This window comes from Youngiibacter fragilis 232.1 (assembly GCF_000495435.3).
GTDB classification, from domain to species: domain Bacteria; phylum Bacillota; class Clostridia; order Clostridiales; family Clostridiaceae; genus Youngiibacter; species Youngiibacter fragilis.
Window position 1 is genome coordinate 1 of sequence record NZ_AXUN02000181.1, and the last position, 13,682, is coordinate 13,682.

Here is a 13,682-nt window from a genome sequence, read left to right on the forward strand (position 1 = left end):
AGTCAGCCAGGAATCGAGCACGTGGTTATCGGAGCGTTAGAAATTTCATAACCATGATCTATTTGCTTGCTGGCAAATTGGAACTGAAGCCTAGAGTAAATCCAACTATATCTCCCACTTAAAACAGCGAAGCGCCTGAAATTCTTTCCAGCAACCTCTCAAGCATGTAGTTACGTAAGAGTATCTCAGCCTGTACTGATTATTCTATCGACAGATTACGAATTAAGGCTTTAAGTTGTGTTGATGTTTTCATAGAATCACCTCCAGATAAGGTCGAAGTGCATTTCCTACACGCAAAAGCTCAGCATACTTAATGAGTTTGTTCAGGTCCTTATCTTTTTTTCGAAGATAATTCCGTATTGCTTCATTGACAATGGCAGGATCCTGATTGTTCCTGTCCCTCATAATGTCGCATACTGTCCGTTCTAAATCGTAAGTTCTTACTTTGTTTCCAAATATTGTTTCTTTTATACAGACACCTAAATCAAACAGCTCTTTCTTAACAGTATGTACAATTAAGCCATCTTCTTTAAGTTTTGTAGGGTTGTATCCATTGGGGACGGTAACCGCATATTTGAAAGGATCCCTATCAGTCAGTCCATGAAGGAAAAGTGCTGTTTCATGTGAATATACTATTTTATCCTTTCTCAGCTGAAGGATCTTCATTCTGTCTTCCCAAAGCTCAGGAGTAATATAGACACCATGTGCAACACGTTCAAGTTCGCCTGTTGACACCAGGTGCCGCAGATATTCCCTGTGTATCCCATTAATTTCAACCTCTTTGGTTGTGATGATACCTTCGTGATTCTTGATGAATTCCCTTAGCTCTTTTGTTCCAGTCATGATTAACCTCACTCTTTGACTATTATGCTAATANNTATTAGCATAATAGTCAAAGAAGCTGTCATATTCACAAGCTTGATTTTTCTGGAAAACCAATCAAATTCATTATGTGTATTAGTACAAATAAAATACAACCTTAGGTCAAGGATATGGGTAAGGTATAATCTTTTTTACGGGCATTGATTACAGCAAAAATTAATAGCCCTTGGATTCCACTATTCGTAGAATCCAAGGGCTGAATGCTTAAATGTTATTAATCTTTAGTGTTGAACATAATATATGACTTATTAAGTAGTCGGACATAAACTATTATGCTTTTTCCATAGCATACTTCACAACAAGGTCGAATGTTGCCATAAGGGAGTCAAGGTGGGTTCTCTCATATCCGTGGGAAGCGAATACTCCGGGACCTATAAGGCCTGTACGGAGGTCGTGTCCTGCTCCCAGAGCCGCAGATGCGTCTGAACCGTAGGAAGGATATATGTCAACAGCGTAGGGTATGGACTCCCTTTCGCATATCGATACAAGTCTCTTCCTGAGAGCGTAGTCATAGGGTCCTGTGCTGTCCTTGGCACAGATGTTTACCTTGAATTCGCTTGAATTCTGGTTGTTGCCAGGAGCTCCCATGTCCACTGCTATGAATTCTGTGATTTCTTCTGGAATTCCGGCGCTGGCCCCATGGCCTACCTCCTCGTAGTTGGATATGAAGAAGTAGATTGAGCGTTCGGGCTCCATGTCCTTAAGTTTCCTTGCTGCTGCAAGGAGTACTGCCGCACTTGCCTTGTCATCAAGGTATCTGGATTTTACGAATCCATTGTCAAGGATCATGAGCTTAGGGTCCATGAAGACGAAGTCGCCTACTCCGATTCCTAGCTTTACTACATCATCCTTGGATGAGACCCTTTCGTCAAGGACGACCTCCATGTTTGCCTGAACTCTTTCGAGAGTTCTTGCTTCATTGCTGTCAATATGCACTGATGGCTTTGTTGTCTGCACGGTCCCTGAGATGAGCTTTCCATCTGATGTCAGGACCTTGCAGTTCTCGGACTCCAGGGTATTGAACATGTAGCCTCCGATGAGGGTGAATTCAAGGGTGCCCTTGTCCCTTATGCTCTTGACCATACCTCCAAGGGTATCGGTGTGTGCCGAATAAAGGAGTCCTTCAGGGCGTTTCCCGCTTATCTTTGCTATCACTGCACCCTTGTTTGTGGTTTTGAAAGCTATTCCGGCATCCGTGAGTTCTTCCCTGACATAATCCATGGCCTTCTCATGGTAACCGGTTGGGCTGTCCTTAAGGATCAGCTCTTTAAGGATCCTCAGTATTTCTTTTCCTTCATCCATAGGTTCCCTCCAATTGGCAAAATTCAGTCTTTCCCATAATTATATAACAAAATCACCATGATTTCTCATGGTATCTGAAAGATTGGCAAAGCATGTTAGACGAGTGGAAATAAATTCCGTTTGACCCGTGAATCCTGATATTGACAATAGTAAATCTTAAAGTAAGATTAATTTGTAATCATAATGTTATGCATGGGTATAATGCCTTTGTTATAATTATTTTGATAAATTGAACTAACTTCCAATATATTTTGAGGAGGGCAGTGGATCCGGATTGAACGGGTCCTGTGCGATATGAAGAAAAAGACAGCGATGCTACTTATCCTGATACTGGCTGTTGTCGGTGTCGGTGGATATGCATACTACTCAAGCGTCCAGAGGGAAAAGGCAAGGCTTGAGCTTGAAGCTAAACAAGCTCTGGTTGCTGAATGGGCTAACAAGGTCTATCCGGGAGTTGTCATCGACGGAATTGATTTTTCCGGACTGACCCTCGAGGAAGCGAAGACGAAGTTCGAAAGAGAGATCCTTGATGTAATCGAAGGGAAGACCGTAAAGGTCGACGTACTCGGCAAGGAATACTCCTTCACATATGACAAGCTTAACATCGGTATCGATAAGGAGAGCATAATTGAGGAGGCCATGGATTTCGGGAAGGATATGGAGTTCGAGGAGCAGGTTGCTTACCTTAAGGCACCTTCAGGTACTGAGATCAAGGTTGAGTTCACCCATGATGCAGCCTATGTTGACGAGTTCGTGAACCAGATAATCACAGAAAACACCCAGGAGGCAAAGGATGCCACACTTTCCAGGAAAGACGGCGAGTTCATTGTCACCGAATCCCTGAACGGCCAGGCACTCGATGCGGAAAAGCTCAAGGCAGATGTGGTTGCTGCAATTGAACCGGGCCTTGAAGACCCAGCAGAGGTAGCAGCTGAAGTCGCGGTTATGGAGCCAGCTGTAAAGGCTGAGACTCTCAGGAAGATAAACGGGGTGCTTGCATCCTATACTACAGACTATTCATCTTCAATAGCTAACAGGAAGTTCAATGTGGCCCTGGCTGCAAAGAAGATTTCAGGAACGCTCCTGATGCCAGGTGAAGTCATAAGCTACAACAAGTCCATTGGTTCAATATCTATTGCAGCAGGCTTCAAGGAAGCTGGAATCTTTGTGGGCAACAAGGTTGAGTCAGGGATCGGCGGCGGAGTATGCCAGATATCAAGCACGCTTTATCAGGCCGGAGTAAGGGCAGGACTTGGTGTTGTCGAGAGAAGGAACCACAGCATGAAGGTATCATACCTGCCTGTCGGATTCGATGCCACGGTTTATGCGCCATACACTGACCTGAAGCTTCAGAACAACTACGATTCGCCAATATATATATCAGCCTACGGAGATGGAAAGAAGGCCAACGTTACTGTCTACGGGAACGTAGATGAAATGGGCGGAAAATCATATAACTTCGTTACTGACGTTTATGCAGTCCTTAATCCCAAGACCGAATACATCGACGACCCGACACTCGAAGTGGGCACAAACGTTGTCGAGCAGAATGCCGTAACAGGCTACAAGGTCAAGGTATACCTTCAGACTATAATTGGCGGCAAGGTGGTATCTACAGACATGATTTCAAATGACTCCTACAAGGTTGTCAACAAGATAATCAGAAGGGGAACGAAGCCAGCCCCGGTAGTTACTCCGGAAGTGCCGGAGCCGACTGAGGCACCTGTCACCCCATAAGGAAAGCAACAAAGAATATCTACAAAACCAGACCACCGGGGAGCAATTTGTATCTGCTTACCGGTGGTCTGTTCAAAATTTCAGGAATTAATTATTTGCAGAGGAGTTGGACATGCTTTGGAAGTGCTTGAGAGGATAGAGAAGAACATTGAGAAGGTAATACTCGGGAAAGACAGGGAGATAAGGAATATCCTTAAAGGAATGCTTGCCGGCGGACATATTCTCATTGAGGACATACCGGGAATAGGAAAGACAACTCTGGTCAAGGCTCTTGCAAAAAGCGTTGACCTGACGTACTCAAGGATCCAGTTCACACCGGACCTTTTGCCGTCGGATATTACAGGAGTATCCATATACAACCAGAAGACAATGAACTTCGAATACAGGAAGGGACCGATATTTGCCAATGTAGTCCTTGCTGATGAGATAAACAGGACTTCACCAAAGACCCAGTCCGCACTTCTTGAAGTCATGGAGGAAAATCAGGTTTCAGAGGGCAACTCTACCTATGCCCTCGACAGGCCTTTCTTTGTCATGGCCACACAGAATCCCATCGAGTACGAGGGAACCTTCAACCTGCCTGAGGCACAGCTGGACAGGTTCATGATAAGGATAAGGATCGGTTACCCGAGCCACGACGACGAGATCAGGATCCTCATGAACTTCAGGGAGGAGAATCCTCTTGAAGCCCTGGAGAGCGTCGCGACCAAGGAAGACATACTGAAGCTGCAGGATGACACTAAGCATGTAAGGGTAAGTGACGAGATATATGACTACATAGTGAGGATAACCTCGGAGACAAGGACCAACAGGCTGTTCACGCTTGGTGCGAGCCCCAGGGCGTCTCTGGCGCTGATGAAGATAGGCCAGGCTTCGGCTCTCATATCAGGCAGGGACTATGTCATTCCGGAGGATATAAAGGAAAATGCTTCGATGGTACTCTCGCACAGGGTGCAGACATCAGCCTATGCAAGGAGCCAGGGTACAGGAAGCCTTGAAGCTATAAAGCTCTCACTTGCTATGGTCGATCCCCCTAAGATAGGCAGGTAGAGATATGAAGGTCGACATCAAGTTCATCATAGCTCTCGCAGCCGTTCATCTGCTTTATGTCATACAGGGCGGTTTCATATTCACCTCACTGCTGATAATATTCGCTTCAATGGGAGGGATTTCCCTTCTCATGACCATCGTGGCTGCAGCAAGCCTGAAGAGCGAGATGAAGGTCAGGAAGAAGCAGTTCACGACTGGTGACAGGGGTGAGTTCTATCTTACCGTTTCCAATGACAGCTATTTCTTCATGCCGTTCCTCAGGGTATTTACCGGAAAAGAGGAGCTTGATGTCAGAAGCGCGAGCCCCAGGGATGCAACACAGATCCCATTCAGGTATGATTTCAGGAAGAGAGGAATCTATGAGTTCAAGGACATCACACTTGAGATAAGGGATGCCTTCAACATAATATCGACAAGAAGGGTATTCAAAAGGGAAGAGATAAGGGTATATCCCAAGCTTAAGAGCCTGAATCCAAGGGAGTATGTTCCCGGCTTCGGAACACTGGGCAGCTCAAGGACCGCCCTTTCGAAGGAAGACCACTACAGCCAGAGGGAGCTTCGCAGGTATTCCCCTGGAGACAGCCTGAGGAAGGTAAACTGGAAGGTCAGTGCAAAATACGGGGAAATATTCGTTAAGATCGGCGAGAGCATGAGGAGCAGGGACCATCTGCTTCTTCTTGACATGTCAGAAAGCGTGTACCAGCTTGACGATGACGGAAGCCATGAGGAGAACCTTGTGTCATATGCGTTGTCAGTGTCCAGGGACATCCTGAAGCGAGGATACGAGCAGACTTTCGTGATAAACGGAAAAGAACGAAAGATATTTGAAGTAAACAGCGGGAAGGACTTCGACGCACTAATGGAATACATGGTAACTGCAGATTCCCACAACAGGAAGGAGCTCGGGACATTCCTCACTGAAAGGGCTGACGATTTCAGGGACAGGGGAAGCCTTCTGGTCTTTACAGGATCGCTCTCTAAGTCTGCAGCGATCAAGATAGCTGACCTTAAGTCAGGCAAGAACAGCGTTACTGTCTTTACTTTCGAGGTCAAGGAGGGCGCAGGAATTGAAAATGCCGAAATCGGCACTGTGATCATGGGGGAGGAAGGCTAGATGGATTTCTTCAAGAGCAGGATACTTCAAAACCTCCTCATATTCCTTAACATGACGGTTTTCGCGGCAGTGGTTGTGAGAGCCTACCATATCAGGGAGCTTAGTGTGGCCCTGGTTATAATGATGGCATTCCTCCCTGTCATGATGACTGCTTTCCTGTCTGTGGCAATAAGGGAGAAATACCAGAGGGCAAGATGGGCAATAATCGGGGTGGTCCTATTTGCAGTGAATTATGCAATGTGGAGATATACAGGAGAGAGCACGCTTGGGGATTCTCTGGCAGATGTCAATCACGCTCTTACCTTCGGACAGGAGGTAACTGTCGGGATGTTCATGCCGCTGCTCAGGATGCTCATCATGGGCGGAAGCCTGCTGCTTGCAGTCACTGTTACGATATTCCCATATAACCTTATAATAGTCGATACCGGGCTGATATTCTTCCTATGGGCAGTGGACTACTACAATCAGGCTGCAGACTACGTCAAGATGTTCGTACCTGTATGGGTGCTTTCCATCCTGATATACAGGGGGACTTTCCTCGACGAGACAGCAAAGAGCATCAAGGTCAACAAGAAGGCAAGGCTGTTCCAGATCCTCGCAATATCACTTGTGGTCGCAACTGGCATGTCCTTCGTTGACCTTGACAAAAAGGGCCTTTACACAGACAGGATATGGACCTACTTCAACAACATGCTGGTACCTACACTGTATATCAGCGGGCAGGAGATTGAGAACCCGTTCACCATCGCCTCGTCAGGATACAATGATTCGGACACGAAACTGGGCGGAGATGTGTCCATAGATGACAGGGAAGCCTTAAGGGCAAAAGGGGACAACCCGGTATACCTGAGAGGCTCTGTCAAGTCAAGATATACAGGCTCCTCGTGGCTGGTTGACGAGATGGGATATACGGCAGGAGGCAGGGTGGAGGATTACAGGCTTTTAGTCCTTAACGCTGTAACCGCCGGTTATGCCGAGGCAATAAAGACGATAGAGGTGTATCCTCTGTCGGACATGACTTCGACCCTGTTCAACACCCTTAATACAAGGGAGGTATATTTCAACAACAGCATCCAGAGGGTCTTCTACAACGGTGACTTCCAGATATTCACTGCAAACAAGCAGAGCTCGGAAAGATATACCGTAGAGTACTACTATGAACCCATAGTGAGGCAGGAGCTTATTTCAAGGGATTTCGGCCCGTCTGTGCGAAGCAGGAACCTGAGGTACCTTGAGCTGCCGTCCCATAGCCCGGACTTTCTTGATATTCGCGACCTTGCCATTGATGTTGCAGGGAACGCTTCAACGAACTATGAGAAGGCGGTTGCCATCACCGAATACCTTAAGACCAATTATAGCTATTCACTTACTCCAGGAACCTATGATCCCGGCTCTGACTTTGTCAGGGAGTTCCTATTCGGTGAGACCGGAGGCTACTGCGTGCACTTTGCATCTGCCCTTGCAATGATGCTGAGGATCAACGGCGTACCGACAAGATATGTTGAGGGCTTCAAGATCAGCGGTGAAAAGGCATCTGATGGCTCATATGTGATAAGGAACAGCGATGCGCATGCGTGGACAGAGGTCCTCATTGATGAGGACAGGGACCTGTGGATGACATTTGACGCTACCGGGACAGCCAGGGAACAGGAAGAAATCGAGGAACCCGGGGAAGGTCCTGTAGACCCGGGATCACCTGGGGCGGAAAACCCCGGGGAGGGGACTGTTACCCCTACAACTCCCGGAGGAAGACCTCAGGTCGACCCTGATGAGCCGATACCGGGACCCATACCAGTCAGGGAGACCTTTGGAAGCATGCTCGCAAGGCTCTTCTCATATGCTGCTGCAGCCATGGCAATGATACTGGCGCTGCTTGTCCTGAGGAAGATGATACTCGTAGAGGTCGCCATGAGGTCCAAGTCACTTAAAAGGTACTTCTCACTTATCAACGGAGTACTGGAAGAAGCCTACGAGGTCAGGAAGAAAGGCGAGACTGACCTGGAATTCGCCAATCGGCTTCATGACAGCGGCATCAAGGAAAGGTATCTGGTACTTGTAGGTGAAGCATATAAGGAAGTCTATGGTGGAACCTTGGGAGAATTCCCTGAAAGGCGTGAGCTGTACAGGGACATATCACGAAGGGCCATGAGGCTGAGAGGCCTTCCGAAGCACATACTGAGGCGTTATGTAGTCTAGTGTTATGTTAAGGGTTATCGTCAAATTAAACATCTTCCTTCGGCGTTCTATTCTCAAGAAGAGATGTGTAAGAATGCCATAGGAAGAGGACCATGTGCGATTACCGTCAGCCAAAAGAAAGCAATTACTGGAACTGATTTCTAAGAACAGAGCTACCTTCAAACCGATAATGAATACAATTGTCCTGCTGTCATCTGACGAGAACACCTAACGGACGAATTCGTACGATTGAAGCAGCAGAGATTTTCAATGTCTGAAACATACAGTCCAATACATAAGCCAGCGATGCTCCGAAGAAGGCTTGGATTCAGCCACCAGCAAAAAAAGAGATACTCCAATACCATCCAAAATCACCGGTTATATAGAAGAGCGTATTGTTGCTTTGAGCTGCAGTACGCCAGCATCAGGCCGAAGCAGGTGGACTCCTGAACATGGCAGTTTGCTCAACATTGCTGAGATTGAATTGAGCCTTACCCATAGTATAGCATTTAACAGGATACTATCTGATCAAGGAGAAGGGTAAGCTATCATAACAAACTACTGCTGGAATGCATTTGGCAGGAGTTTAGTCATATGATTTCTGGAAGTTGGCATGATATGTGTAGAGTTAGCCAATTGATTATTTTTTGACTTCGTGTGCAAACGCCCGGCTGAAGCCACGATTTTAAGCAAGCTTTTCAACAAAGGCTTCTTTGGTGCTATCGTTAAGCGGTAGCCATGAATAAGCCTTTTTATAATGCGAAATTTGCTTCTGTGATAAGAGGTTCACCAAGGAAGGCTGATACATAGTGAAGTAAATGTACGTTTGCGTCAAAAATCTTCAGTGAATTCTTGAATCATAAATAAATATATGCTACTGTATAAATGAAGAAAAGTGACGTTTGCGGAGAAAAAATTCATTGGAGGGAATATGCAGGAGATAAAAAGAGATATATATCTGAAATGGCTGAGCAGTAAAAAAGAAAATGGCTTGATAAAGGTTATTACGGGAATTAGACGTTGCGGTAAATCATATCTGTTAGATCCAATATTTAAAAACTATTTGATTAGTAATGGAGTTCCTGAGGATCATATTATAAAAATAGAACTTGATCGAGAAATTAATAGAAAATATTATCGCGACGCTGCTGCATTTGATGAATATATACATTCTCTTATCAAAGATAAGGATATGCATTACATCATCCTAGATGAGATTCAAATGGTTGAAGGATTTGAATTTGTTTTAAATGGACTCCTGTATGAGAGGAATTTGGATATTTATGTCACAGGCAGCAATTCTAAATTTCTGTCTTCTGATATTATTACAGAGTTTAGAGGCCGTGGTGATCAGATACATGTGCGACCACTCTCTTTTCTGGAATTTTATTCTGCCTTCGGCGGAGATAAGTATGAATGCTGGAATGAATATCTGACATATGGAGGAATGCCGTTAATTTTAACAATGAAAACTGATGCGGAAAAATCGAAGTACTTGAAGGATTTGTTCGAGTATACATATTTTAAGGACATTGTTGAGCGAAATAAAATCAAACGAAGTGATATTTTGGATGCAATGGTAAATACACTAGCCTCAGCTGTAGGTTCATTAACAAATCCGCAAAAAATATATGATACATTCAAAAGTAATGGGAAGAAGGAACTGTCATTAAACACAGTAAATTCTTACCTGGCATGTCTTGAGGATTCATTTATCGTTCAAAAAGCACTTCGCTATGATGTAAAGGGCAGAAAGTATATCAGCACTCCGCAAAAATATTATTTTTCTGATTTGGGTCTTCGGAATGCCAGATTGAACTTTAGACAGCAGGAAGAAACGCATCTTATGGAAAATGCTATCTATAATGAGCTGTTGGTAAGAGGCTATAATGTCGATATAGGAGTGGTTGAAATACGTGAAGGTAATAAACGAATTCAAACTGAAGTTGATTTTGTATGCAACATGGGAAATCAGAGATACTATATACAGTCTGCTTTAAGCTTGACTACACCGGAAAAAACGGAGCAGGAGTCAAGATCACTCAATCATATTGGTGATAATTTCAAAAAAATAATAATTGTAAAAGATCATATTAAGCCATGGCGTACTGAGAATGGTATATCAATAATCGGGATAATTAATTTTTTACTTGATCCTGAGAGTTTAGAAAAATCGTAAATTCATAAGTGAAAGTGCCCTGCGAAATGTGTCATGGAAGGGGATTCCATAATTCTAAAACTGCTTTAACGGACTATGGTTTATTCATGATGAGAGTAACGAGATCAAAGCCATGGACATCTACCTCAACGAGGACTTAATGGGAAAGGTTTTAGGGAACCTGAAGGAAAGGCTCCAATCTAGGACAGACCGCAGACTAGACTGAAAGTTTACAGGACGGAATTAAGTTCGCCCAAATTGTGTCACTCATCTTCATATCCTTCTATTAGGAAGCTTGGAATAAAGACTTTTCCAGCACACAACATGTAGAAGTGTTGGGTGAATTTGGAATGGTTGAAGTATTTGAAAATCCAGGAAATGGCATCCGCATCGCTGAAATGACGAATAATCAAGAAAGTCTATATAAGACCATGGGTGTCAATCCGCACAACACTTTATATGTATTGGGGAATTAAGATAAATCGATGCGAAAGGGTGGGAAACTCCGTATAGTGGTTAGGACTAGAGCCCCAGAAGCCAATTACCCTCAGGGCAATGAAATACCCTCCCATAAGGTGACATCACATTGGTCATGCCTCTTGTCTCCTGTGGCTAGTATAGTGCCGTCTTCCCTGAGCCCTATGGTGTGGTACCAGCCGCATGAGATGGCAACTATCCCTGTCCACCCGGATACCTCGCACTGCCTGTAGGTATTGTCACCTACAGCTACTACTGTACCATCCTCTTTGAGACCCACAGTATGATAGCATCCTCCGGCCACAGCAACGATATCAGTCCATTCTCCGACCTTTTGCATAGACTTTGCGAATTCGCCGTGATGCACGACTGTACCGTCAGTATTCAATATGATCGCACCTGAACCGAAAACAATATCCTCAATCTCCTTAATCGCCGGATCATCGGGCCAGGAATATTCCTCACAGCCCGCTCCCGATCCGATCAATTCTCCATTCTTCCGTATTGCCACAGCGGTGTAGGCATTTGCATCTATGGACTCGATATCTTTCCACCTGGCACAATCATTGACGCCATATCCATCGCTTCCTGCAAATACTACTGACCCATCTGATTTGAGGCCGATAGAAAAATTGAAGCCTGTAGCGATTTCAATGATATCTTTCCAATCGGAGACTTCACACTGGCCGTAGGCATTGTTGCCTGCAGCCACAACTGTTCCATCGCTTTTCAGGGCCAGGATATGGTTGTCGTCCGAGCTTACGGAAACTACATGGCTCCATGATGCGACATCCTCCTGACTGTAGATCCTGTAGCCTGCCACAAGGACCTTTCCATCCTTTGTCACAGCCGCAGTATGGAAATAATCCCCCGATATTGTATTTCTTACTGCATCTGAGGGCTTTGAACATCCTGTAAGAAGCATAAGGAAAACAGCAAGCATGCATATATACCTGTTCATGATCTGGCGCAGACCTCCGGATATTATCGGAAAGTAGCGCATTTCACCTCCGGTCCTAACTTTTCTTTCCAAATACTCGACTTCAGGTGGATTTTACAAAGTTCTGAATGAACACCTTGAAAGTACTTTGATGTTGAATTTTCAACTCCCATATCTATCTGAGTACATGGTAACAAATGCATTTATCAGCAATATGAACCTGAGGTAAATATGCATAAACCCCAAAAAGGCAGCCTGAGGATGGCAGGGTGCGCATTCAATCACTGATTATCGGATATGGACTGCAATGAAACTTGTACCACCATGGAGGTTTTGCTGAGAGCTTTCTGAAATTCAAATAGCAATGGGGCAGAAGGAAATGCGGAGATAATGGAGTGTTTTTGAAGTGAAAAGCGGGGCATATCTCCGGGGGATATGATATAATTTTTGTGACCAATAAATGCAAGGGGTGAATTCACCATAAAATATAAGATGATTTGCACGGATCTCGACGGTACTCTCCTGCAGAGCAACCAGGAGATTTCCGACAGGGATAAGGAAGCAATAAGGAAGGCCAAGGAGAAGGGCGTCATAGTGGTGCTTGCCACAGGCAGGATGCACCTCTCCGCAAGGCTTTATGCTGAGCAGCTCGACATATGGGACCCGATAATCTCATCAAACGGATCCTATGTCACTGAAAGGGAAGGCGACAAGGTGTTCTTCGAGTCGAACCTCAAGAGGGAGGACCTGAGATACATAATCGATACGCTAAAGGAATATGATGTGGAGCCGAACTTCTACAACAGGGGTACGATGTACGTCAATGAAGTCAGGGATTTCGTGAAGAGGTACGAGGCGCTCCAGAAGGTGCTTCCGAAGGACAAGAACATAACAATAAGGTACATCAACGGTTCCTATACCTATGATGACCTGATAAGTGAAGACGGGGACAGGATACAGAAGGGGATATGCTTCCCTCATACTGACCTCATCGAGCCGATTAAGAAGAGGATGAGGGAGAACGGCAGGATAAAGATAGTATCATCAGGAAACAACATCGAGTTCACAGCCATGGATGCCGACAAGGGTCAGGCTGCGCTGAGGCTTGCGAAGCATTTCGGGATAACGAGTGATGAGCTCATATGCATTGGAGACAGCGAGAATGACCTGTCCATGCTTTCCGTTGCAGGTATGCCTGTAGCAATGGGAAATGCCATTGACGAGGTGAAGTCACTGGCAAGGTTCGTCACATGCGACAACAACAGCAATGGAGTAGCAAGGATGATCGGCAAATTCATACTGGGGGAGGATGTGGAATGCTGAATGTAGTCCTCTTCAACCCTGAAATACCGCAGAACACCGGAAACATCGGAAGGACGTGCGTCCTGACCGATTCAAGGCTTCACATAATAAGGCCCACGGGCTTTGAGATAACAGACAAGAATGTCCGAAGGGCAGGACTTGACTATTGGCCATTCCTTGAGCTCCATATGTACGACAGCTTCGAGGAGCTCATGGAGAAGTACAGGGATGCAAGGTTCTTCTTTTCCACCACAAAGGGCTCGGTGCCTTATACCGAGGTGGAGTACAGGGATGAGGACTTCATCGTTTTCGGAAGGGAATCCAGCGGACTGCCTGACAGCATAAGGGATGCAGGCTACGGGACCAACATCAGGGTCCCCATGATAGAAAGCTCCACACGAAGCCTTAACCTTTCGAACACAGTGGCAATCGTGGTCTACGAGGCCAAAAGGCAGACTGGATTCAAGGGTATGAAATGAATATCTGAATAAATTCTTAATTTTTGCAGGCCTGGCATTTGACAGGCCTGCTTTGTTGTATATAAT

At 45.3% G+C, this 13,682-nt stretch carries 10 protein-coding genes; 7 read left to right on the plus strand and 3 right to left on the minus strand.

Annotated elements, in window-relative coordinates:
• Positions 1–249: 249 nt before the first annotated feature.
• Both T472_RS11035 and T472_RS11040 read right to left on the minus strand, forming a co-directional pair.
• Positions 250–843, minus strand: coding sequence for a type IV toxin-antitoxin system AbiEi family antitoxin domain-containing protein (locus T472_RS11035; RefSeq protein WP_023389081.1), 594 nt, complete (start codon positions 841–843; stop codon positions 250–252).
• A 309-nt stretch (positions 844–1,152) separates the two neighbouring features.
• Positions 1,153–2,184 (minus strand): M42 family metallopeptidase, encoded by a 1,032-nt coding sequence (locus T472_RS11040; RefSeq protein ID WP_023389082.1) that lies wholly within the window; start codon positions 2,182–2,184, stop codon positions 1,153–1,155.
• Between the two features lie 294 nt (positions 2,185–2,478).
• On the opposite strand from T472_RS11040, the gene T472_RS11045 reads away from it, so the two are divergent.
• From T472_RS11045 to T472_RS11065, 5 genes are all read left to right on the plus strand, one after another.
• Complete coding sequence (locus T472_RS11045; protein WP_023389083.1) at positions 2,479–3,921, plus strand: VanW family protein; 1,443 nt, start codon at positions 2,479–2,481, stop codon at positions 3,919–3,921.
• A 123-nt stretch (positions 3,922–4,044) separates the two neighbouring features.
• Positions 4,045–4,971, plus strand: coding sequence for an AAA family ATPase (locus T472_RS11050; RefSeq protein ID WP_242864800.1), 927 nt, complete (start codon positions 4,045–4,047; stop codon positions 4,969–4,971).
• Positions 4,972–4,975: 4 nt separating this feature from the next.
• A complete protein-coding gene (locus T472_RS11055; RefSeq protein ID WP_023389085.1) occupies positions 4,976–6,085 on the plus strand; it encodes a DUF58 domain-containing protein in 1,110 nt (369 codons plus the stop codon).
• On the plus strand, positions 6,086–8,281 hold the full coding sequence (locus tag T472_RS11060; RefSeq protein WP_023389086.1) for a transglutaminase TgpA family protein: 2,196 nt from the start codon (positions 6,086–6,088) through the stop codon (positions 8,279–8,281).
• A 910-nt stretch (positions 8,282–9,191) separates the two neighbouring features.
• Positions 9,192–10,439: an ATP-binding protein gene (locus tag T472_RS11065; RefSeq protein ID WP_023389087.1), complete on the plus strand. Its 1,248-nt coding sequence runs from the start codon at positions 9,192–9,194 to the stop codon at positions 10,437–10,439.
• A 526-nt stretch (positions 10,440–10,965) separates the two neighbouring features.
• Here T472_RS11065 and T472_RS11070 read toward each other — a convergent pair.
• Positions 10,966–11,898 (minus strand): RCC1 domain-containing protein, encoded by a 933-nt coding sequence (locus T472_RS11070; RefSeq protein ID WP_023389088.1) that lies wholly within the window; start codon positions 11,896–11,898, stop codon positions 10,966–10,968.
• Between the two features lie 429 nt (positions 11,899–12,327).
• Here T472_RS11070 and T472_RS11075 point away from each other — a divergent pair, with 429 nt between their 5' ends.
• Together T472_RS11075 and trmL are read left to right on the plus strand one after the other, a co-directional pair.
• Positions 12,328–13,158, plus strand: a complete 831-nt coding sequence (locus tag T472_RS11075) for an HAD family hydrolase (RefSeq protein ID WP_023389089.1) — start codon at positions 12,328–12,330, stop codon at positions 13,156–13,158.
• Positions 13,152–13,616 carry a tRNA (uridine(34)/cytosine(34)/5-carboxymethylaminomethyluridine(34)-2'-O)-methyltransferase TrmL gene (trmL, locus tag T472_RS11080; RefSeq protein WP_023389090.1) on the plus strand — a complete coding sequence of 155 codons (465 nt, stop codon included), beginning with the start codon at positions 13,152–13,154 and terminating at the stop codon, positions 13,614–13,616. The genes T472_RS11075 and trmL overlap by 7 nt, the downstream gene beginning before the upstream one ends.
• Positions 13,617–13,682: the final 66 nt, after the last annotated feature.